We start from the raw sequence: 22,740 nt of genomic DNA on the forward strand, positions 1-22,740 counted from the left end.
GGCGCCAAAGAGGATCCGTAAAGTTCAAGTTTGCGGAGCACCCGGGCAGCGGCGTGGAGTCGGTGGAGCCGGCGGTTCATCACCAGCCGGCTGCCCGACCCTCTCCGCGCGGATCGGCGGCACCCAGGAGAACTCCGCCTTCGATGCCCACGACTTGGGCCGCGCCCAGGACGGGTTCCACCACCACGGTGTGTCCCCGGGATCTCAGCGCCTCCAGGACGTGGACCTCGAACGCGGCTTCGAGGTGCAATTCGTCCGGAAGCCATTGGTGATGAAGGCGAGGACCCGCCAGCGCCGTCGCAGGGTCCTGCCCGAAATCCACGGTGCGCACGATGGCCAGGACGGTTTGCGAGATGATCGTGGGCCCTCCGGCCGCACCCACGGAGAGCACCGGCCGCCCCTCCCGGAGCAGGAGCGTCGGACTCATGCTCGACAGCGGACGCTTGCCCGGAGCCACTGCATTGGCGTCGTTCCCAACGAGTCCGAACGCGTTGGGAACGCCCGGCGCCATGGCGAAATCATCCAGGTGATTGTTGAGCAGGATGCCGGTGCCGGGAACGACCACCTTGCTGCCAAAGCTGGTGTTCAGCGATGCCGTGCAGGCGACCCAGTTGCCCTCCGTGTCGGCGGTCGAAAAGTGCGTGGTGTGCCGCGCAGCCTCCACGCGGAAGTGGTCGGAGTCCGCATGCGGTGGACGTCCCGCGCCGGGGACCGGAGTGGCGCGGTCCGGGCGGATCCCCAAAGCCAGTCCGCGGGCGTAGTCCTTGGAGACGAGGCCGCGCGGCACCTGCGTGAACTCGGGGTCCCCAAGCCAGTGTGCCCGGTCCGCAAACGCCCGCTTCATGGCCTCGGCAACCGTGTGCGTGAATGCCGCTGAACGATCTCCCATGGACCGGAGGTCGAAGTGCTCCAGGATGTTGAGGATCTGGATCACATGGACCCCTCCGGAACTGGGGGGTGGAAAGCTCACGATTTCCCACCCGCGATAGGTGCCCCGGACCGGCTCCCGGGTTCGCACACGGTAGCTCCGGAGATCGTCCGCGTTCAGGATGCCGCCACGGCCGCGCATCCAGGCGTCGAGACGATCCGCGAAGGGCCCCCGGTAAAACCAGTCCGCCCCGTGGGTCGCAATCTGCAGGTAGGACGTCGCGAGATCCCGCTGCACGAGACGGTCTCCGGCACGCCATGGTGAGCCGTCAGCCCTGAGGAAAATGTCCCGGGACGGCTGGAATTCGCCGAGGCCTTCGCGTGTCGCGTCGAGCCGCGAGGCGAAATGGCGGTCGAGGGCAAACCCGTTCGATGCGATCCGAGACGCCGCCTCCAGATGGCGCGCAAGGGGCAGCCGCCCGAAGTTCGTGCCCGCGTAGGCCAGCAGCGCCAGTTCGCCCGGGACACCCACCGCCAGTGCGCCGTCCCGGGAGAGCCGCGGATCCGGCTTCCCGTCCCGAAGAAACAATTCAGGTTGTGCCCCGGCGGGAGCCGTTTCCCGCCCGTCCAAGGCCAGCACGCGGCCGTCCGCAAGCCGCAGGGTCATGAAGCAACCGCCTCCAATCCCGGAGTTGTGGCCGTCCACAACACCCAGCGTGAGGGCGCAGGCAATGGCGGCGTCCACGGCATTGCCACCCGCCGCAAAAGCATCCAGACCCGCCTGCGTGGCCACCGCCTGCCCGGCGGCCACGATGCCCCGGCGCGGCGTATCCGCCGTCGCCCAGAGCGCCAGCCCCGCGATCAGCGCTGCGAGCTCCCATTTTCGTCCGCCCAACCTCGTCATTGGCCCTCCCTACCAAATTTGCGCGTTGACCACCCGGTCAACTTTCGTATCCTCGCATCAAGATACGTCAATACGTTAGTTTTTTATATTTGATCATCACTCACCGTCCATGAGCAAACGCTTCATTTTCTCCTCCGAATCCGTTGGCGAGGGGCATCCCGACAAGGTGGCTGACACCATCTCCGACGCGGTTCTCGACGCCTGTCTGGCGCAGGACAGGCACAGCCGGGTGGCCTGCGAGACCTATGTGAAGTCGAACATGGTGGTCATTGGCGGGGAGATCACGACGAAGGCGAAGTTGGACTACGTGCAGATCGCCCGGGAGGCGATCCGGGGCATCGGATACGTCCACGACGACGATGTCTTCCACGCCGACCGAGTGTTCGTGAATCTGCTGATCACGCAGCAGTCGCCCGACATTGCCCAGGGTGTGGACGCCCGGGCGGCGAAGGGAAAGAAGAAGGCGGAGCAGGGTGCCGGCGACCAGGGACTGATGTTCGGATACGCCTGTGACGAGACCGACGAGTTGATGCCGAGCCCCATCATGTTCGCACATCGCCTTGGGCGAAAGCTCACCGCGATCCGCAAGGCCGGCAAGCGGGCTCCCTGGTTGCGTCCGGACGCGAAGTCGCAGGTATCGGTCATCTACGAGGACGGCCAGCCGGTCGGGATTTCCAACGTGGTGATCTCCACCCAGCATGCCGCCGGCATTGAGCACGCGGTCATCGAGGAATTCTGCATCGAGGAGGTCATCAAGAAGGTCCTCCCCGGGCATTTGCTCACCAAGGACACGCTGTTCCTGATCAATCCGACCGGCAATTTCGTCGTGGGTGGACCCCAGGGCGACACCGGACTGACCGGTCGAAAGATCATCGTTGACACCTACGGTGGCTGGGGACGTCACGGGGGGGGGGCGTTTTCGGGCAAGGATCCCAGCAAGGTGGATCGCAGCGCCACCTACATGGGCCGGTACGTCGCGAAGAACATCATCGCCGCCGGACTCGCCCGGCATGCGGAGATCCAGTTCGCCTACGCGATCGGCTACCCCGATCCCGTGAGCGTGTACGTCAACACGTTTGGCACGGCCCGCGAGGGGCTCACGGACGAGGCCATCACGCGGGCGGTCCAGAAGGTCTTCAGCTTCAAGCCGGCCGACATCGTCCGGCAGCTCAACCTGCTGCGTCCGATTTATTCCCGGACCACCAACTACGGCCATTTCGGCAAGGATGATGCCGATCTCCCTTGGGAACAGACCAACAAGGCTGCTGCGTTGAAGCGGGCGGTCGCCTGAAAGCCCAGTTCTTCCAAACCCGATTATGGCCAAATCCAAAGTCAAAGCCGCCGCCGCGCTTGCCGAGGTCGCCGCGTCACTGCCCAACCTCGCCACCTTCGCCGCACAGACGCCCAAGGGGGCCGACTACATCGTCCGCGACATCGCCCTGGCCGACTGGGGTCGGAAGGAGATTGCGGTCGCCGAGCACGAAATGCCCGGCCTCATGGCAGTCCGGAGGAAATATGCGAAGCAGCAGCCGCTGAAGGGTGTTCGCATCACCGGGTCCCTGCACATGACGATCCAGACCGCGGTGCTGATCGAGACGCTGGTCTCGCTCGGCGCCCGCATCCGCTGGGCATCCTGCAACATCTTTTCGACCCAGGATCACGCGGCCGCGGCGATCGCGGCCACCGGCACGCCGGTCTTTGCGTGGAAGGGGGAGACGCTGGAGGAGTATTGGGAGCTGACCCTCCGCGCGATCCTGTTTCCCGGGGACACGGGACCGCAACTGGTTGTGGACGACGGCGGCGATGTCACGCTGCTGATCCACAAGGGGTATGAGCTGGAGCAGGGTTCCCGCTGGGCGTATCAGACCCGTGGCGACAGCCATGAGGTCCGGGTGGTCAAGTCGTTGCTGCGCCGCCTGGCGACGGAGAAACCCGGAATCTGGACCCGGATCGTCAAGGACTGGCGCGGGGTCTCCGAGGAGACCACCACCGGAGTTCACCGGCTCTACCAGATGAAGGAGGCGGGCAAGCTGCTGGTGCCCGCCATCAACGTGAACGACTCGGTGACCAAGTCGAAATTCGACAACCTGTACGGATGCCGCGAATCCCTCGCCGACGGCATCAAGCGCGCCACAGACGTCATGGTGGCCGGCAAGGTGGCCGTGGTCTGCGGCTACGGCGATGTGGGCAAGGGCAGCGCCCATTCGCTCCGCGCCTACGGCGCGCGGGTCATCGTCACGGAAATAGACCCGATCAATGCGTTGCAGGCCGCCATGGAGGGGTTCGAGGTGAACACCATCGAGTCCACACTCGGGACCGGCGACATCTACGTCACCACCACGGGCAACTGCGACATCATCACCGTGGACCACATGCTGCGCATGAAGGATCAGGCGATCGTCTGCAATATCGGCCACTTCGACAACGAGATCCAGGTGGACGCCCTCAAGCGGGCGAAGGGGGTCCGGATCGAGAACATCAAGCCGCAGTACGACCGGTATCATCTCCCGGGCGGCAAGAGCATCTACCTGCTGGCCGAAGGACGGTTGGTGAACCTGGGCTGCGCCACCGGCCACCCGTCCTTCGTGATGTCCAACTCCTTCACCAACCAGACGCTGGCCCAGATTGATCTGTGGACCCACCGCGACCGGTACGAAAAAACCGTGTATCGCCTCCCCAAGAAGCTCGACGAGGAGGTGGCGCGGCTGCACCTCGAAAAGATCGGCGTCAAGCTCACCCAGTTGACCAAGGCGCAGGCCGAATACCTGGGAGTGCCCTTGGACGGGCCGTACAAGCCGGAGCATTACCGCTACTAGGCCGGATCCCGCGGGCCCGGACTCGCCCCGCATACCTCCCCGGCAGTCCCGAACGGTCACGGGGAGGGGCGTGTCGCCCTGCAGCGACCGTTTTTCAGCGACCGCTTGCGGGCGTGCCCGGGGCGCACGGACGATCCCGGCGATCTGGGATTCGCAATACCGGAATTCGGAAGACCCAACATGCATGCCGCGGGATGACGCGGTCGCGGGTTGGGCGTAGGGTGCGTTGCATGACGCCGCTGCGCATGCACGAGGTCCACGCGATGCTCGGAGGCCGGTTTTCCGAGCTCGCCGGGATGGAGATTGTTGCGGATTATGGCGACCCGATGGCGGAATATCAGGCGCTGCGCCGCGCGGTGGCGGTCGGCGACCTTGGGTTTCGCGGACGCCTGTGTCTGACCGGCGGCGACCGGGTCCGGTTCCTCAACGGACAGGTGACCAATGATGTGCGTGCCCTTGAGGCCGGCCAGGGCTGTGCCGCGGCATTCTGCACTCCCCGGGGGCGGCTGGTTGCCGATGTGGTGGTCCATGCACTTTCCGGGGAACTGTTGCTGGATTTCGAACCCGGTCTCACCGCGCTCCTGCGGGAACGTCTGGAACACCACATTGTCGCCGAGGATGTCCAGGTCGTGGAAGTCGCGCCGCACTATGGACTCCTCACCGTGCAGGGCCCGCGAACGGCCGGCCTGGTGCAGGGCCTGGGGCTGTTTCCCGGACTGCCCGGGCGGCGGCTCGACGTTCTTACGGGCGAAGACGCCACCCTGGGGGAACTGTATCTGATCCATCGGCCGAGGGCAGGCTTCCCGGGCGCCGACCTGTTTGTCCCGGTGGAATCGCAGGAGGCGGTGCTGGATCGGCTGGTGGCGATCGCCCGGGATCTCGGGGGAGGACTGGCCGGATTCGATGCGTTGGATCTGGCGCGTTTTGAGGCGGGAATTCCCCGATTTCCGGTGGACATGGACGGCACTAATCTGCCGCCCGAGGCCGGGCTTGACCGTGAGGCGATCAGCTACACCAAGGGCTGTTACACGGGGCAGGAGACGATCGCGCGGATTCGGACCTACGGGCAGGTGACCAAGGCGCTTCGGGGCCTCCGGTTGCCCGACGGGAATGAGCCGATGCCGGAGAAGGGGGACAAGCTTTATCGGGACGGGCGCGAGGCCGGCTATGTCACCAGCGCCAAGTGGTCCCCCGCCTTGGGCGCAAGACTGGCCCTTGGATATGTCCGCAAGGAGTCCTTTGCGCCGGGTACGCAGTTGCTCCTGAAACGCGACGGCACCGAGACGGTCGTGCGGGTGGTGGACCTGCCGTTTCCGACGGATGCCTGAGGCGGCAACCGGGCGGCCGCTATTTGCAGGAGGTGCACCGGCTTCGCGGGGGCATGGGCCGGAGTGAGATCGGACGGGGCACCGGAGAGCGCGGGGGGGGCGGATGCAAGCCGGCTTTCGGTGACGACGCCGTTGGGGACGTTCCGGACACGGGAAGTGTTCCGCCCTTGGCGGGTCCGCAGTTCAACGCGGAGGATTTTGGAGATTTCATCTCCGGAACAAACGCCTCCATTGTTTCGACGAGGTTTCTGCGGCATTACAGAAATGAGACGGTGGCGGTTTCTGGGATCAACGGCTTCCGGGGCGGCGAGTTCGAAGCCCGGGCCCTGGAGCGATTTTGTCGTCTCCGGCCGTGCACGGGTGCCCATTCACTCCGGCGGGTGACGGCGCCCCATCGGCGGGCAGTTGAGTTGGTGGTGTCCGTGGCTACGCTGCGCCCGTGTTTCGGATCGTTGTCGTTTTTCTGACCGGGTGTGCCGGCGCCCTGTGGTTGGGTGCGCAGCATGCGGCGTCGTCCGCGGCATTCGCCTCGGCAGCATCGGATGCGCGGACGTTTCAGCTGGCGCCGGGGCTGAAACTCGACGTCTGGGCCGCCGAGCCGCAGTTGAGCAACAGCGTGGCCTTCAGCTTCGATGGGAAGGGGAGGGTCTTTCTGGCAGAGTCCGACCGGTGGGCCATCAGCGTCTTTGACATCACGGCCCACACCAACTGGCTCCTGGAGGACATGGCCTTCCGCAACGTGGCGGATCGCGCCGCATTCCTCACCCGTGAGTTCGCCACCAATCTCAGCCTCCTCACCCGGGAGAGTGAGGTGGTACGTGTGCTGGAGGACCGCGATGGGGATGGACGCGCGGACCACTCCGGGGTGGTCGCCCGCGGGTTTAATTCCGTTGTGGACGGCACCGCCGCCGGTGTCCTGGCCGACCGGGACCGTCTCTACTTCGCCAGCATCCCCAACCTGTGGTTGCTTCATCCGATCCCGCGTTCCTCCACGGAAGACTGGAGTCTCCAAACGGAAAATCTTGCCACCGGCTTTGGCGTCCATATCGGGGTCTCCGGACACGATCTACACGGGCTGATCAAGGGGCCTGACGGCCGGATCTACATGAGTTTCGGGGATCGCGGGGCCTGCATCACGAACCGCGAGGGCGTTGTCATCCACCTGCCCGACACCGGCGGCGTGCTGCGCTGCGAGCCGGATGGGCGGAACCTCGAGGTGTTTTGTTTCGGCCTGCGCAATCCCCAGGAACTTGCCTTTGATGACCTGGGGAACCTTTGGACCGTGGACAATGACACTGCCGGGGCGGATCCCTGCCGTGTACTGCACCTGGTGGAGGGCGGGGACTATGGCTGGCGGACCAGCTATCAGCACATGGAGGGTTTCGGTCCCTGGGTGCAGGAGGAACTTTGGAAGGGCGGACGGGACGGCATTCTGCCGTCCGCGGGCATGGTCAGCCAGGGGCCCAGCGGACTCGCCTTTTTTCCGGGCACCGGACTGGAGGACCGGTTCCGGCAGACCTTTCTCCATGCGGATTTTCCTGGCGGTATCTGGGCGTTCACCGTGAGGCCGGAGGGCGCGAGCTACGTGGTGGATCGTAAGGAGAAAATCCTCTGGAACTGCTGGCCGACCGACGTGGATTTTGGCCCGGACGGCGCGTTATACGTTCTCGACTGGGTGAGCGGCTGGGGGCAGACCCCGAGGGGGCGGATCTACCGCATCACCTCTGATGGATCCGCCGGGACTCCGGGCAGTGCCGCCCTGGTTGAATCCGTGAGGCGCCTGCTTGCCGAGGGCATGGGCGCACGTGAGACGCGCGAACTGCTGGGACTGCTGGGGCATCCCGACCGTCGTGTCCGGCTGGAGGCCCAGTGGGAGTTGGCGGCGCGGGGGACCCAGGCGCTCGACGGTTTTGTGCAGAAGGCCCGTGGCCCGGGTGACCGGTTGGGCCGCCTTCACGCGCTTTGGGGTCTCGGCCAGATCCTCCGCACCCTGCCCACGTCCGAGGGCGCGGCGGAACTGGCGGCCCTGCTGGGCCTGCTGAAGGATTCCGACGAGGAGATCCGGGCGCAGGCCGCGCTGGTGCTTCTGGGCGAGGGCCGGCTGATGAATGCCGAAGCGCCGGTGAGGGAGCTTCTGTCGGACGCTTCACCGCGCGTGCGGCACCTTGCCGTCGAGGCCTTCACCCGGCGGTTTCGTTTTCCGGGGTACCGCCCGGGTTCCGTCCGAACCCATTTTTCGAGCGCACAGCGGGCCGCCGGAGCGGTCGCGGCGGGTGCGTCCGGGGTGGTGGGGGCCACCAACGCCGCGCTGCTGGAAGAGCGGCTCGGAGGGACGGTCACCGGGAGATTTCCCGCGATGGATCTGGCGATCCTGCTGGAGCGCGATGGCGGAGATCCGTTCCTTCAGGAAGCGGTCGTGCGTTTTCTCGCCGTGACGGGGCCCGGGATGGGGACATTCTCCAGCCAGTTTTCCGGTTCGGCATCGGTGGAGGGACGCCTCGCGGTGCTCCTGGCGCTCCGCCGGCTCACCAACGCGGCCCTCACGAACTTCCTCTCGGATCCGGACCCCCGGCTGGTCGTTGCTGCGGGACGGGCCATTCATGATGTGCCGATCGCTGAGGGTTTCCCGGCGCTGGCGTCCTTCATCACCAAGATTGATTGCCCGCCCTCCCTGCATTCCCGGGTCATCAATGCCTGCTTCCGTCTCGGCACGCAGCAGCATGCGCAGATGCTGGCGGGATTCGCGGCGCGCGAGGATGTGCCGGACGGGTCGCGGCTTCTGGCTTTGCAGGCCCTCGGCCATTGGGAACGGCCACCGCCGCTGGATCGCGTCAATGGCTTGTGGCGTCCGCTGGTGACCCTTGCCGCGAACGCCGCCTCTTCGGACGCGCCACCGGCCGGGGCCACGGCCAACCCGCTGCTGGCGCGTGCGGCCCAGGCCCAGGCTGCACGGGGGCTCGGGCGTGCCGCCGAGGTGCCCGTGCTGCCTCCCGATCTCGGACGGTCGGTGTCGTACGAGGAGGCGATGGCGCTGCGTCGCAATCCGGCCCCGGCTCAGCGGGCCTTTCTGCGTGTGGCCGGGGAGCTCTTGGATCCCTTCGCCCTGAATGAGGCCGGACAGCCCGCGGGCACGCGCGAAGTCCTCTCCCTGCAGGTGGCGGTCGCCGAGGTGGCGGCACGCCTGGGCGTCAAGGAGGCCGGCACCCCGTTGTTCGAAAAGTTCCGCGCCGCGGACACGCCGCCGGAATTGCGCGTGGCCATTCTCCCGGCCCTGGGTGCGCTGGGATCGCCCTTGCTGCCCGAGACGGTGGCCCTGGCGCTTGCCGATGCCGATGCCCGGGTGCGGGCCGCAGCGCTTCCCTGGCTGGATCGGGTGGATGTGGACGGCGCGGCGTCCCTGCTCGCGTCGTTGGTACCCGGGCGCCCCGGTGAACTGGCCCTCGCGCAGGCGGCGCTGGCACAACTGGGTCGGCATGCGGATCGCAACGCGGCCGCGGCAGCCGCACTGCTTCAATGGCACCCGGAAACCGGAGGACGTCCTCTGCCCGGTGGGCTTCGTCTGGATCTTCGGGAGGCCCTGAACCGGGCCGGTCTTCCGGATGCCGGCGATCCGGGCGGCCGGGAGCGGGAGTTGCTCGAGGGCGGGGACGCGGCGCGGGGGCGCGAGGTGTTTCGCCGCAACGCCAAGGTCCAGTGCCTGCGCTGCCACGTGGTTGGCGTGGAGGGCGGGACGCTCGGGCCGGACCTGAACGGCATCGGCGCGCGGCTCGATCGTGCGGCCCTGCTCGAGAGCGTGGTCCGTCCGAACGCCCGGATCGCCCCGGGATACGAGACCGTGGTGCTCACCCTCCGGGATGGCAGCACGGTGGCGGGGCTGATTCGGGGCGAGTCGGACGATGTCCTTGAAGTGGCGACGACCGATCCGGACACGGGCGATTCCGGAATTCGTGCCGTCCGGAAGGCGGAGATTGCGGACCGGCAGTCGGGTCCCAGCGCCATGCCGGAGGGACTTGCGGAGGCCCTCACCCCATTCGAAGTCCGCGATCTCGTTGAATTTCTTGCGGGTTTGAAATGAGCGCTGGGATGCGCCGGCGGCGCCGCGGACCGTGATTTGGCGCGCTGATTTTGGTGTCAGCGATCAAGAAACCGTTGACTCGCACGGGCATCGCGCCTCTAAAACCTTGGATCCCTGAAACTCATTGTTCCCCATGAACTGGCACTCGTCCCTCTTCAAGGCCACGCCGTTTGCGGTGCTTCTGTTCCTGCTTTTGCCAAGTCAACTCCGGGCGAAGGTCCTCGACAACTTCGACGCCCCTCAGCGGACCGGCTGGCAGGACGCCGATCCGGGCGGGCTGGGGCTGCCGGGTGGCGTGCAGTCGGGAGGCCGGCTCACCTTTGGCCTGCCGGCGGTCGGACGGCCGTTTTTTGTCAGCAGCCGCAAAACCACGGAGACTTTCGAGCTGCGGGAGGGACGAACGGTGGAGTTCCGGGTGGATCTCGTCAGCGGGCAGGGCCCCGACTCGTTCGCAGTCCTCGCCTTCATCCCCCAGTGAACCGGACCCAACTCCCTCGCGGGCTATGGGATTGCCAAGTCGGAGACCGACATCCTGATCACCAAGGGGATCAACAAGTACTTCCTGAATCTCGACCCCACACCGCGCATCAAGAACGAGAATGTCACGCTCGTGCTGAACCTCTCGGTGAAGTCCGGAAACGTGGTGGTGACCGGGCAGGTTCTCGACAAGGATGCCGGTGATGCGGTGATTTTTGAGCGCACCTATGTGGACACCCCGGCGGCGGACGTGCTGGCCGAGGGGCAGGATGATCCGCCGGCACCCTTCATCAACGAGGTGGGGAATTTTGTGCTGTACCTCTACGCCGACGGCGGCAACGACCCGGCGGGGTACCAGGTCGTCCTCGACAACGCCGAGACGTTCCTGTGCGACGCGGTGCTGCTGGATGATTTTAATGCCCCGCAGCGCAGCGGATGGACCGATTCCGATCCGGCGGGCCTCGGGCTGCCCGGTGGCAAACAGGCGGATGGGTCGTTCACCTTCGATCTTGGGGCCATGGGCGGTGCGTTCTTTGTCGGGAGCACGAAGACCTCCCCGACCTTTGAGCTGGCCGAGGGCACGCGCCACGAGTTCGCCGTGGACCTGGTCAGCGGCCGCGGACCGGATTCCTTCGCCGTGCTTGCGTTCATTCCGCAGCGGACCGGTCCAATGTCGTTGGCGGGCTATGGCATCGCCAAGTCCGAGACCGATCTGCTGATCACCAAAGGGATCAACAAACACTTCTTCAACGCGAACGTGAATCCCGCCGTGAAGAACGAAAACGTGCGGCTGGTGCTCACCCTGACCGTGAAGGGTGGAAACGTGATCGTGCGCGGACAGGTCCTGGACCTCGATGATGCCGGGGCCGTGCTCTTCGACCGCACCTACGTGGACACTCCGGGGAGCGACGTCCTGGCCGAAGGCGAGGATATCCCGCCGGAGCCGTTCATTGCCGAGCCGGGCCATGTGGTGCTGTACCTCTACGCCGATGGCGGCAGGGATCCGGCGGGATACCAGGTCGTGATGGACAACCTGGTGGCCTGTGTGCCGCCGGTTGCGGCGGATCAACCACCGCGCATCGAGGCGGCGTCCCCTGAGCCGGGGTCCATCCGGCTGCCGGCATCCGCGCAGGTGACGTTCCGCGCCGTGGATGACCAGCCACTGCCGGACGGAGGATTCCGGGTCATCCTCAATGGCCAGGAGTTCACCGTCGCCACCGGGCTGTCGTTGAGCGACCCCGGGACGACCCGCACGGCGACCCTCGGGGGGCTGGAGGCGGACCGGACCTATGTCGGACGGATCGAGGTGAGCGACGCGGCGGGGACGCTGCGGACGGTGCCGTTGTGGTTTGACACCTTTTCCGCGGCGGTCCGGATGGTCGAGGCGGAGGACTACAATTTTGATGGCGGGGGGTACCTCAACGATCCCGAGCGTGTCCCGGAGGGCTCCGGTGAATGGCCCAATGCGTACAACGACCGGATCGGCATGCCGGACGTGGACTTTCGCGACACCCGTGCGGTTCCGAACGGGGCGAACACGATGTACCGGACGGCGGACCCGGTGCGCATGCAGCGGGCTCTCGACAACCGCCGGCGCGACCTCTTCAACAACGATCTCGACATCTTCGACTATGAGATTGGCGATCTGGCGGCGGGCGAGTGGATGCAGTACACCCGCGACTTCGATGCCGGTTCGTACGAGGTCTATCTGCGGCAATCCATCATCAACCTGGAGCGAGCGGACAGCGTGCTGGAGTTGGTGGTTGGGGATCCGGCGCAACCGGAGCCGGCCGTCAGGCTGCTGGGCAGTTTCCTTGGGGAACAGACCGGCTTCACGGCACGCAATGTTCCGCTGACGGACGGCACCGGACAAATCCGCTCGGTGGTCCGGCTCGAAGGGCGGACGACGCTCCGGCTGCGGCACCTCACGGCGGACACCGCAACCGGCATGCGCTACCTGAATTATCTCGCCTTTGTGCCGGTGGCGGATGCCGGCGTTCAGCGGGCTGCGGTGACGTCGCTCTCCCCGGCCAATGCCTCGGTTGTGACCACCACTGAGCCGCGCGTTGAGGCCGTCCTGCAGGATCGGGACACCCGGGTGGTGCCCGAGTCGGTCCGGCTGGAGGTGAATGGCGACCGGGTCGCGCCCGCGGTGCTTGTGATTGCGGATGGCGTGTCGGTGAGCCACGTGTTTCCCGCATTGCCTCCCCGCGATTCGGTGCAGGTGGTGCGCCTTGTCTTTGCCGACACGGACGGGGTGCTGCAGACGAACGACTGGAGCTTCACGATCACCTACCTTGAACTGGATCCGGCCACACGGATGGGGGCGGCCGGGCCGGAGCGCGGGTTCCGGGTGCGGGTGACGCAGTCGGAGGACGCCGGTGACAACAGCCTGGAGCGCGCGGAGGCTCAACTGGCGGCCGGTTCCTCCATCCCGAAGGTGTACGACATCGCCGTGGTGGCGCCGCTCATCAATTTCTCCCAGGAGGCGTTGTTCGGAGGAATGGACGGCTATTTTGAGGGTGACGAGCCGGTTCCAGGGCAGGAGGAGGGCTTCGGAAACGACAACTTTGCGATGGAGATCTTCACGTTTCTGGAGCTGCCCGCCGGGGTGACGCGCTTCGGGGTGCGATCCGACGACGGCTTCAAGCTCTCGAGCGGGATCCAGCTCGGGGCCGCGAGCCCGGTGCTGGCGTTTCGGAACGGGGGTCCCGCGGACCAGGAGTTTGACGTGGTCGTGCCGGTTGCCGGCACCTACGGGTTCCGGATGGTCTGGTATGAGCGCGGTGGGGCGGCGCATGTGGAGTGGTTCACGGTGGACCGGACCACCGGGCAGCGGTCGCTGGTCAACGCTGCCGGCAGTGTGCCGGCCTATACATCGGCCGCGGCGCCCGCCGGCATCCAGGCGCTGGGAGCGGCCTCCCTCAATGGACCGTTCCTGCCGGTGCCCGTGGCCGTGGTGGACCTGCAGAACCGGACCGTGACCGTGCCCGCGACCGATTCCGTGGGATTCCTCCGCCTCGCCTCGGAAGTGGCGATCACCATTCGCAGCGCTGAACTTTCGGGGGACAACCTGACTCTCCGGTTCGAGTGACCCGTGCTGATCCGGGCGGACGTGTCCGGCCGCCGCTGGCGGCAAGGGCTGCTTCCGGCGGCCGGAGGCCGGACGCGGGGTTGCCCCGGGACTCCCGCCTCGTCGTGCGTTCAGCCCGACTTCGCGGGGATCCGGATCGCCGGGGACGATTGAGGTCCCCGCCACCGGCGGCAGTCCGGCCGTTCCTACGCGCGCAGGCGCTCAGGCCCATCCCGGGCGCATCTTGCCAACCGGCGGATTCCTCCCCAGCCTTGGGCACTGGTCGCCGATGTTTGAATTCCTGAGAGATCCATGGTCCCTGTTCAGCAATCCGCTCTTTTGGATCTTCCTGCCGTTCCAGATTTGGATGCTCGTGGATGCCGTGCGCCGCCGCGAATGGCTCTGGGTCGGCTTCATCTTTTTCTTCTCCATCCTGTCCGCGGTTTTCTATTACCTCCTGGTCTATCGCCAGCAGGGGCCCGCTGGCGGCGGCGGGGGATTGAGGGGGTTCGAGCTTCCGGGGGCCGCCGACCGCCGGCGGATCCGCGAACTGCAGGCGCGGATTCACAATCTCGACAATGCGCGCGACCATTTTGATCTTGGGGATGTGTACTTCGCCCAAGGCAAGCTTGCCCGTGCCGAGGGCTGCTACCGGGCCGCCCTGGAGCGCGACGCCAATGACCCCGACTTCAAGGCGCATCTCGGCCAGTGTTTGCTCCGGCTCAACCGTCCTGCAGAGGCCAAGCCGTTGCTGGAGGCCGCGCTGGCGGCGGATCCCCGGCACGACTACGGCCATACGGCCATGGCCCTGGCCGAGGCGCAGACCGCCCTCGGGGATCCGGAGGCGGCGTATCAGACCTGGAGTCGCGTGCTGGCGAATCACAGTTACGCCCGGGCCAAGGTGCAGTTTGCCGAGCTCGCCCTGCGACGCGGTGAGGAAACCCGGGCCCGTGCGGAACTGGAGGAGGTGGTCTCCGATGACGAGTTCGCCCCGAAGTTCCAGCGACAGCGGGAGAAGGTATGGGTGAACCGCGCCCGCACGTTGCTTCGGGGTCTGTAGCCCCGGTCCTGCATCAATCGTTGACGGCGTGTCATTGGTTGCCCAACGGGGCGGAATGCCTGCGCCGGGTGTTGCGGGCCATCGTGGCGGCCCGTCACTCGGTGCGACTGGAGGTGTACATCTTCGCCGCCGATGCCGTCGGCGTGCGGGTGCGCGACGCCTTGCTCGCGGCGGCGGTCCGCGGCGTTCGCGTCCGCGTGCTGCTCGACGCCCTCGGCTCCAGCGAGACGGCAAACGGATTTTGGGATGCCTTCCAGCATGCCGGCGGGGAGGTGCGCTGGTTCAACCCGATCCGGCTCCGCCGGCTGCCGGTGCGGAATCACCGGAAGGTGTTGGTCGCGGATGACCGCGTGGGCGGGGTCGGGGGATTCAACATCGCCGAGGAATATTCCGGGGATGGTGTCGCGCACGGATGGGCGGATCTTGGACTGGCGCTGACCGGTCCGGCGGTGCGGGGGCTGGCCGGGGCGTTTGACCGGATGTGGGACGCGGCGGCGCACCGCGAGGGACTGCGGAGCCTGTTCCGGCGGGGCACGCGGCAGCCGGCGCAGGTGCTCTCCCCCGATGTGCAGTTGCTGGTCATGGGGCCCGGGCGTTCCCCGGGCGCCTTCCAGATGGCCCTGCGGCAGGACGTGGCCAACGCGCGGGAAATCCTGTTCGCCGTCGCCTATTTCCTGCCGACCCGGGCCATGCGGCACCTTTTGCGAGACGCGGCGGCTCGCGGAGCGCGGGTGCGCGTCATCGTGCCGGCAAAATCCGATGTCGAGCTGTCCCACCGCGCCGCACGGCACCTGTACGGATCGCTGCTGCGGAACGGGGTGGAAATCCACGAATACCAGCCCCAGGTGCTGCACACCAAGTTGTACCTGACCAACGACGCTGCCTACGTGGGCTCGTCCAATCTCGACACGCGCAGCCTGTTCATCAACCACGAGCTGATGCTGCGCTTGACGCCCGTACCGGTGGTCCGGAGGGCATGGGAAATCGGGGAGACCCTCTGTTCGCGGTCCGTCCGGGTGGACGCCGAAACATGGCGTCACGCGCGGGGTCCCTGGGAGCGGGTTCGCGACGCCGTCGCGTACTGGATTCTCGCGCGGGCTGACCCCTACCTCTCCCGATGGCTCGTTCGCGAGCCGCGTTGACCGGGATCGCCGCGAATCAGGCGAGGACGCCGCGGATCACCTCGCCGTGGACGTCGGTAAGGCGGCGGTTGATGCCATTGTGATAAAACGTCAGGTGTTCGTGATCCACACCCAAAAGGTGCAGTAGGGTGGCGTGGAAGTCCGGGATGGTCACCGGATCGCGCCCCACGAAGTACCCGAGTTCATCGGAGACCCCGTGCCGATGTCCCGGCCGAATGCCGGCGCCGGCAAGGAAACACGTGAAGGCGGTCGGGTGATGGTCCCGTCCCGGAGAATCAAGTCCCTGGGTGGCCGGGCTGCGTCCGAACTCGGTGGACCAGACGAACAGGGTGTCCTCCAGCAGTCCCCGCTGCTTGAGATCCTTTAGCAGGGCGGCGACCGGACGATCCATCGTCGCCGCCTGGGTGTCGTGGTTCTCCCTCAGGTTCTCGTGGCCATCCCAATTGATGCGCGGGCTGCCAAACGCCCCCCCGTTGAGGATCTGCACAAAGCGCACCCCGCGTTCGAGGAGGCGACGGGCCAGCAGGCAGTTTCTTGCAAAGCCCTTGTTGACCGGGTCGTCCAGTCCATACATCCGGCGGGTGGCCTCCGATTCCGTCTCCAATCCCGTGGCCTCCGGAATGCTGACCTGCATGCGGGCGGCCAGTTCGTAGGACCGCACCCGGGCGGCAAAGGCGGCATCCCCGGGATGCGCGGCCGCGTAGCCGCGATTGAGCTCCTGCAGCCAATGCAGGTCCGCCGCCCGGGACTCCGGGGAGATCGTGGGAGGTGTCCGGAGATCCACGACCGGCTCATCGGACTGTGTCCGGAACGGCACGCCCTGGTGATTCGCCGGCAGGAATCCTGAAGTCCAGTTGATCGAGCCCCCGGCCGGCAGCCCGCGCGGATCCGGAAGCACCACAAAGGCCGGGAGGTTCTCATTTTCGGTGCCCAGCCCGTAGCTCAGCCAGGCACCCATGCAGGGAAAGCCGTTGAGGGTGAACCCGCTGTTCATCTGGAACGTGGCCGGCGTGTGGTTGTTGCTGCGGGCCACCATCGAGTGGATGAAACAGACGTCGTCCACGCATCCGGCCAGGTGCGGCAGGAGGTCGCTCACCCACGCTCCGCACTCCCCGTGCTGCCGAAAGCCGTACGGGCTTTTCATGATTCGGCCCGGCTGCCCAAAAAACCCGAGGTTTTCACCCTTGCCCTCCAGGCTGTTGCCATGCTGGCGCTCGAGTTCCGGCTTGTAATCGAACGTGTCGAGGTGGCTGACCCCTCCGCAACAGAACACCTGGACCACCCGTCTGGCGCGGGGCGCAAAGTGGGGGGCGCGCGCGGAGGGGCCCCTGCCGTCCGTGCCGGCCAGCGCCAGGGCATCCCGTTGGAGCAGCCATGCCAGGGCCGCGCTCCCCAGCCCGCCGGCGCTCCTCGACAGGAACTGGCGGCGCGGCAGGCGCGGGATCGGAATTGGGGAGTTTGGGTCAGCGGACATGGACGAATTCCGTGGAGTTCAGCAGCACCCAGCAGACCCTTTCCAGTCCGCGCTCGCCTGCAGCCCCGGTCGCCTGCCGGAGTTCCCGTTCGGTCGGCGCCCGCCCCAGGGCGAGGCGCCACGCTTCGGCAACCGCGGCGGCGGGATCCCCATTTGCCGCGCGGAGGGCGCGCCCGGCCAGCGCGGCGGACTGGCGTTGGACGAAGGCGCTGTTCATCAGGCCGAGGGCCTGCAAGGGCGTGACGGTCACCCCGCGGCGTGGCGTCTTCACGGAGGGATCGGGACAATCGAGCGCATCGAGCAGCGGCTCCTTTCCCGAGTGGATGTTCATCCGGTACACGGTGCGGCGGTTGAGGTCCGGATCGTCCCGGTCGAACAGGTGATAGAACGTGGCCCCATACTCCGAGGTGGTGAACGGACGGAAGCTTGGGCCGCCCAGCCGGCGGTTCAGACTGCCGCCAGCCCACAGCATGGCGTCGCGAATGGCCTCGGCCTCCAGGCGCCTGGGCGCCTGGCGCCAGAGGAGCGTGTTGTCCGCGTCCACGGCGGCCGCTTCAGGACGATGCTCCGCCGATTGGCGGTACGTTGCGGAAGTGACCAGAAGGCGATGCAGGTGCTTGAGGCTCCAACCGCCGGCGATCAGTTCCGAGGCCAGCCAGTCGAGCAATTCCGGATGGCTCGGCGCCGCGCCTGCGGAACCGAAATCGCTGGGGGTGGCCACGAGACCCTGCCCAAAGTGGTGTTGCCAGATTCGGTTGGCCATCACCCGGGCGGGCAGGGGATTGGCGGGGTCGGCCAGCCAGTCTGCGAACCGGCGCCGACGCTCCGCCTCCGGAGCGTCTGGAGCGAGGTCCAGGTCCGGCGACGGTCGTCGCACGGCTTGCAAGCCTCCCGGGGACACCGGGTCACCCGGCGAGGTGACGCTGCCCCGTTTCAGGACGCGGGTAAGGGCAGGTTGCTCCCGCACGCCCACGTAGGCGACCGGTCCCGGACTCTCGCTCGCCGCCAAACCCGCCCGCGCGCGCTCCGCCCGTTGCCTTGCGAATTCCCGGTCGGTGTCGCCTTCGATCGGACGTTCGCCGTGTTTCACCCCGGCGAACACCGCCTTGACCCGGTAGTAGTCGGTCAAGGGGACCGGGTCGAACTTGTGGTCGTGGCAGCGGGCGCAATGGATTGTGAGGCCAAGAAAGGTCTGGCCGACGACACTCACGAGATCCTCCAGTTCCTCCTCGCGCGTGATGGCACGCTGTGTGGCGTTGGCCTGTGAATTCCCCGCCTGATCCCAGGGACCGCATACCAGGAGGCTGGCGGCCACGATGCCGTCGGCGGTCACGGGGTCCAGCACGTCCCCGGCCACCTGCTCCCGCATGAACTGGTCGTAGGGTTTGTCGGCATTGAGACTGCGGATCACGTAGTCGCGGTAGGGCCATGCATGATCCCTGGGACGATCGTACTCGAAGCCCTGACTTTCCGTGTATCGCACGATATCCAGCCAGTGCCGACCCCATCGCTCCCCGTATCCTGGCGAGGCCAGCAGGCGGTCCACAAGCTGCAGGTAGCGGGCCTCGGTTGGATCCTGGACAAAGGCATCCACCCAATCGGGATCCGGCGGCAGCCCCACCAGGTCGAAGGACAGCCGGCGGATCAGGATTTCCGGAGGTGCCGGCGGATTTTGGGTCAGCCCCCTTGACCGGAGAGTGGCGTGGACGAAGGCGTCCACCGGATGCCCTCCCTCTGGCACGTGCGGTCGCTCAACGGGCTGCAGCGACCAATGATCCTGGGAGGGCTTCCGATCCGTTGGCGCGGCGGTGCAATGGGCCGCCGCAATCAGGGCGGCGACCAGTCCTCGCACCGGAACGCAAGCGCCATCCAATGGGGTCCAGAATCTCAAGGCGCGACGCATCGGATGGGAATTTCCGGGGGTATTGCCAGATGATGATTCAGGGAATGTGGCCCAGTGGCAAGCGCGGTGCCGACCACGGGGCCGTCTTGCAAATCGCGTCCGCCGACCGTTCCGATCGTTCGCATGACCGGCGCCGATGATCCTGGCGCCCCCTTGCGGTCTCCCGCTCCGGGCCATGCGAGGCACTTCAGGCGGGCGTCCGCCTGTGGAGTCCCCACGGGCCGTCTGTGGCCGGCCGACAACGGGGCGCTTATGGTTTTGACGCTCTCCGGCGGCAACCGTAGCTTGCCCGGCCCTTTGAGAAGCGACCCGCCATGATTGGCTACCTGTTCCGAAAAATTATGGGCTCCCGCAATGAGCGGGAGGTCCGGAAGCTCCGACCCCTCGTGGGCCGGATTAACGAGCTGGAGCAGGGGCTTCAGTCGCTGTCCGATGATGCGCTGCGCCAGAAGTCCATGGAATGGAAGGCGTTGCTCTCCGAAATCGAGGATCCCGAGGTGTTGCGCCGCCGTCTCGACGAGCTGCTCCCCGAGGCGTTCGCGGTGGTCAAGAACGCCTGCCGCCGCCTGTGCGGACGTACCATCGAAGTGCGCGGGCACCCGCTGCCCTGGGACATGATTCCCTTCGACGTGCAGTTGATCGGCGGGGCGGCCTTGCACCGGGGCTCCATCGCGGAAATGGCCACCGGCGAGGGCAAGACCCTGGTCGCCACCCTTCCGGTCTATCTCAACGCCCTCACAGGCCGGGGCGTCCACGTGGTCACGGTCAATGACTACCTGGCCCAGCGGGATTCCGAGTGGATGGGTGCCGTCTACCGGTTCCTTGGGCTCACGGTGGGTTGCATCACCCACGACCAGCCGCCGTCCGTCCGACGGGAGATGTACCATTGCGACATCACCTACGGGACCAATTCGGAGTTTGGCTTCGACTACCTGCGGGACAACGGCATGGCCTCCAATCGGGAAGAACAGGTCCAGCGGGGCCATTACTTCGCCATCGTGGACGAGGTGGATTCCATCCTCATTGATGAAGCCCGCACGCCGCTGATCATCAGCGGTCCCGCGGTGGTCTCGGTGGAGCACCGGTACGTGGAGTGGAAGCCGGCGGTGGCCCGCCTGGTGCAGGCCCAGCGCGACCTTTGCGCCCGCCTGCTGCGCGAGGCGGAGGAGATCCTGCGGGAGATCACCGCCCAGCCACCCGGGGCCCAGGTGTCGCCGGAAAGGGAATCCCAGCTCGCCTCGCTGCTGTACCGCGCGAAGTTGGGCCAGCCCAAATCGGAAGCCCTGCTCCGCATCTTCGAGGATCCCGTCAACCAAAAGCGGGTCCAGGCCTACGAAGTGGAGTTGCATGCCGACCAGTCCAAGAAGCAGTTGTACGCCGAAAAGGAGCAACTCCTCTTCGCCATCGAGGAGAAGTCCCACGAGGCGGATCTGACCGAAAGGGGCCGCCTGTTCATCTCGCCCGATGATCCGGAACAGTTCGTCCTGCCCGACCTGCCCACGCTCTACAGCCAGATTGACGCCGAGGTCGAACTGCCGCTCAAGGAGCGACTGGCGAAGAAGCAGGCCCTGCAGCAGGGCTTCGAGGACCGCGCCCAGGTGATCCATGCAATTTCGCAGCTGCTCAAGGCCTACTGCCTCTACGAGCGGGATGTCCAGTATGTGGTCACCCCCGAGCAGAAGGTGGTGATCGTGGATGAACACACGGGCCGGTTGATGAGTGGCCGCCGCTGGAGCGACGGGCTGCACCAGGCGGTTGAGGCCAAGGAGGGGGTGACGATTGAGCGCGAGACCCAGACGCTCGCCACGATCACCATCCAGAACTACTTCCGGCTGTACCGCAAGCTGGCCGGCATGACCGGCACCGCCGAGACCGAGGCCCAGGAATTCCACGACATCTACAAGCTCGGCGTGGTGACCATCCCAACCAACCGCCCCAACATTCGCAAGGACAGCAACGACTCGGTGTACAAGACCCGGCGCGAGAAGTTCGAGGCGGTGGTCCGAGAGATCCGCGAATTGCACGGACAGGGGCGGCCGGTGCTCGTGGGCACGATCTCGGTGGAGACGAGCGAGATGCTGGGACGCCTGCTGAAGGCCGCCGGCATCCCGCACTCGGTCCTCAACGCCAAATATCACCAGCAGGAGGCCGAGATCGTCACCCGGGCCGGCCAGCGCGGCGCGGTCACGATCGCCACCAACATGGCCGGCCGCGGCACCGACATCAAACTGGGCGCCGGCGTCGCCGAGGTTGGCGGTCTCCACGTGCTGGGCACCGAGCGCCATGAGTCCCGCCGCATTGACCGCCAGTTGCGCGGACGCTGCTCGCGCCAGGGCGATCCGGGATCGTCCCACTTCTTCATCTCCCTGGAGGACGACCTCATGCGGTTGTTCGGTTCCGACCGCATCTCGAACATCATGGTCCGCATGGGCCTTGAGGAGGGCCAGGAGCTGGAGCATCCGTTGCTGAATCGGTCCATCGAGCAGGCCCAGAAGCGCGTCGAACAGCACAACTTCCAGATCCGGAAGCGCACGCTGGAATTCGACGACGTGATGAACAAGCAGCGCGAGGTCATCTACGGCTTCCGCAACGAAATCATCCAGTCCGATGACGTCCGCGACCGCCTGATGGACATCATGGAGGAGGTGGTCCTGCTCAAGGTGCAGGAGTTCTCCGACACCGAGAATGATCCGGGCGAATGGAACCTTCGCGGGTTCTGCGACTGGGTGAACATGACCTTCCCGCTGGGCATCAACGAGAGCGACCTGCTGAAGGCGGCCCGTGACGGCAGCCAGTTGCCGGTGTCGGGCTCGATGTTCGACGGGCTGAACGAGGGGCAGCTCAGCCTGTTCCAGCATGTCGGCCGGACGGTCCGCGAGGCCTACGACCTCAAGGTGAGCCTGGAGAAGCCGCAGGTGCTGGCCAGCATTGAGCGGTACACCATCCTGAGCGCCATTGACCGCCTCTGGCAGGAGCACCTCTACAACATGGACTCGCTGCGGGGCTCGATCGGCCTCCGGCAGTATGCCCAGCGGGATCCGCTCATCGAGTACAAGGCGGAGGCCTTCAAGCTCTTTGACGAGCTGATGGTCAACATCAAGTCGGAGATCTGCCACAACATCTTCCGCAGTGCGAGCAGCCTGCTGGCGTTCGAGCAATTTCTGCACAATCTGCCGCAGATCACGATCCACCAGCAGGCGTCGGCCTTTGGGGGCGGCGCCCCGGAACCGCCGCCTCCCGACCCGGCGCAGGCGGGCATGGTCAGCGAGGCCAACGAAGCGCTGGCCAAGGCCAGGCCGGCGCGGTCCATGCCCCGTGTCGGGCGCAACGATCCCTGTCCGTGCGGCAGCGGGAAAAAGTACAAGAACTGCTGCGGAAAGTGACGGCGGCAGGGAGGAACGGCGGGGCGCCGTCCCCGATCGGGTCCGCGCCCGCGATGGGTGACGTCGTCGTGCGGCGTCGCGAAGCCTCCTGGAGTACGGCGGCCCCCCGCCGTTTTGGCGCGGAACGACGTGCCACTGCGGGGCGGTGGGTGGAGCCCCCTTTGCGGTGACGTGTCACGTCGTGGTCGCGGGCCTGCCCCAATTAGCAGTTGCGACCATGGGGCACCTGTCTATCCTC

Annotated in this window: 12 protein-coding genes; 9 read left to right on the forward strand and 3 right to left on the reverse strand. The window is 66.5% G+C overall.

Translation table 11 applies throughout. The features are described 5' to 3' along the window. Positions 1–79: 79 nt before the first annotated feature. Positions 80–1,771, reverse strand: coding sequence for a gamma-glutamyltransferase (ggt, locus tag KF791_00940; protein ID MBX3731138.1), 1,692 nt, complete (start codon positions 1,769–1,771; stop codon positions 80–82). A 109-nt stretch (positions 1,772–1,880) separates the two neighbouring features. On the opposite strand from ggt, the gene metK reads away from it, so the two are divergent. The 8 genes from metK (at position 1,881) to KF791_00980 (ending at position 15,742) form a co-directional block, all read left to right on the forward strand. Continuing rightward, entirely contained in the window at positions 1,881–3,062 is a 1,182-nt protein-coding gene (metK, locus tag KF791_00945; protein ID MBX3731139.1) for a methionine adenosyltransferase, read from the forward strand. Positions 3,063–3,087: 25 nt separating this feature from the next. Next, the gene (gene ahcY, locus KF791_00950; GenBank protein ID MBX3731140.1) at positions 3,088–4,587 is read left to right on the forward strand and encodes an adenosylhomocysteinase; all 1,500 of its coding nucleotides are present in this window, start codon (positions 3,088–3,090) and stop codon (positions 4,585–4,587) included. A gap of 230 nt (positions 4,588–4,817) precedes the next feature. Beyond that, complete coding sequence (locus KF791_00955) at positions 4,818–5,915, forward strand: aminomethyltransferase family protein (protein ID MBX3731141.1); 1,098 nt, start codon at positions 4,818–4,820, stop codon at positions 5,913–5,915. 439 nt (positions 5,916–6,354) lie between these two features. Next, a complete protein-coding gene (locus KF791_00960) occupies positions 6,355–9,990 on the forward strand; it encodes a PQQ-dependent sugar dehydrogenase (protein MBX3731142.1) in 3,636 nt (1,211 codons plus the stop codon). Positions 9,991–10,123: 133 nt separating this feature from the next. Further along, positions 10,124–10,468, forward strand: a complete 345-nt coding sequence (locus KF791_00965) for a hypothetical protein (GenBank protein MBX3731143.1) — start codon at positions 10,124–10,126, stop codon at positions 10,466–10,468. 132 nt (positions 10,469–10,600) lie between these two features. After that, entirely contained in the window at positions 10,601–13,561 is a 2,961-nt protein-coding gene (locus KF791_00970; protein MBX3731144.1) for a hypothetical protein, read from the forward strand. Positions 13,562–13,829: 268 nt separating this feature from the next. Beyond that, complete coding sequence (locus KF791_00975) at positions 13,830–14,600, forward strand: tetratricopeptide repeat protein (GenBank protein MBX3731145.1); 771 nt, start codon at positions 13,830–13,832, stop codon at positions 14,598–14,600. A gap of 20 nt (positions 14,601–14,620) precedes the next feature. After that, a complete protein-coding gene (locus KF791_00980; protein ID MBX3731146.1) occupies positions 14,621–15,742 on the forward strand; it encodes a phosphatidylserine/phosphatidylglycerophosphate/cardiolipin synthase family protein in 1,122 nt (373 codons plus the stop codon). Positions 15,743–15,758: 16 nt separating this feature from the next. Here the strand turns inward: KF791_00980 and KF791_00985 are convergent, their stop codons facing one another. Together KF791_00985 and KF791_00990 are read right to left on the reverse strand one after the other, a co-directional pair. Next, positions 15,759–17,216 (reverse strand): DUF1501 domain-containing protein, encoded by a 1,458-nt coding sequence (locus KF791_00985; GenBank protein ID MBX3731147.1) that lies wholly within the window; start codon positions 17,214–17,216, stop codon positions 15,759–15,761. Further along, on the reverse strand, positions 17,206–19,119 hold the full coding sequence (locus tag KF791_00990; GenBank protein MBX3731148.1) for a DUF1553 domain-containing protein: 1,914 nt from the start codon (positions 19,117–19,119) through the stop codon (positions 17,206–17,208). The genes KF791_00985 and KF791_00990 overlap by 11 nt, the downstream gene beginning before the upstream one ends. A gap of 314 nt (positions 19,120–19,433) precedes the next feature. Here KF791_00990 and secA point away from each other — a divergent pair, with 314 nt between their 5' ends. Continuing rightward, a complete protein-coding gene (gene secA / locus KF791_00995; GenBank protein MBX3731149.1) occupies positions 19,434–22,502 on the forward strand; it encodes a preprotein translocase subunit SecA in 3,069 nt (1,022 codons plus the stop codon). The last annotated feature ends 238 nt before the right edge of the window (positions 22,503–22,740 follow it).

The sequence above is a fragment of the Verrucomicrobiia bacterium genome (genome assembly GCA_019634635.1).
GTDB lineage: Bacteria > Verrucomicrobiota > Verrucomicrobiia > Limisphaerales > UBA9464 > UBA9464.

Excerpts from the sequence above, each read along its gene's own strand:
- ggt (MBX3731138.1), bottom strand. The coding sequence starts at position 1,771 with ATGACGAGGTTGGGCGGACGAAAATGGGAGCTCGCAGCGCTGATCGCG.
- metK (MBX3731139.1), top strand. The coding sequence starts at position 1,881 with ATGAGCAAACGCTTCATTTTCTCCTCCGAATCCGTTGGCGAGGGGCAT.
- ahcY (MBX3731140.1), top strand. The coding sequence starts at position 3,088 with ATGGCCAAATCCAAAGTCAAAGCCGCCGCCGCGCTTGCCGAGGTCGCC.
- KF791_00955 (MBX3731141.1), top strand. The coding sequence starts at position 4,818 with ATGACGCCGCTGCGCATGCACGAGGTCCACGCGATGCTCGGAGGCCGG.
- KF791_00965 (MBX3731143.1), top strand. The coding sequence starts at position 10,124 with ATGAACTGGCACTCGTCCCTCTTCAAGGCCACGCCGTTTGCGGTGCTT.
- KF791_00975 (MBX3731145.1), top strand. The coding sequence starts at position 13,830 with ATGTTTGAATTCCTGAGAGATCCATGGTCCCTGTTCAGCAATCCGCTC.
- KF791_00985 (MBX3731147.1), bottom strand. The coding sequence starts at position 17,216 with ATGTCCGCTGACCCAAACTCCCCAATTCCGATCCCGCGCCTGCCGCGC.
- KF791_00990 (MBX3731148.1), bottom strand. The coding sequence starts at position 19,119 with ATGCGTCGCGCCTTGAGATTCTGGACCCCATTGGATGGCGCTTGCGTT.
- secA (MBX3731149.1), top strand. The coding sequence starts at position 19,434 with ATGATTGGCTACCTGTTCCGAAAAATTATGGGCTCCCGCAATGAGCGG.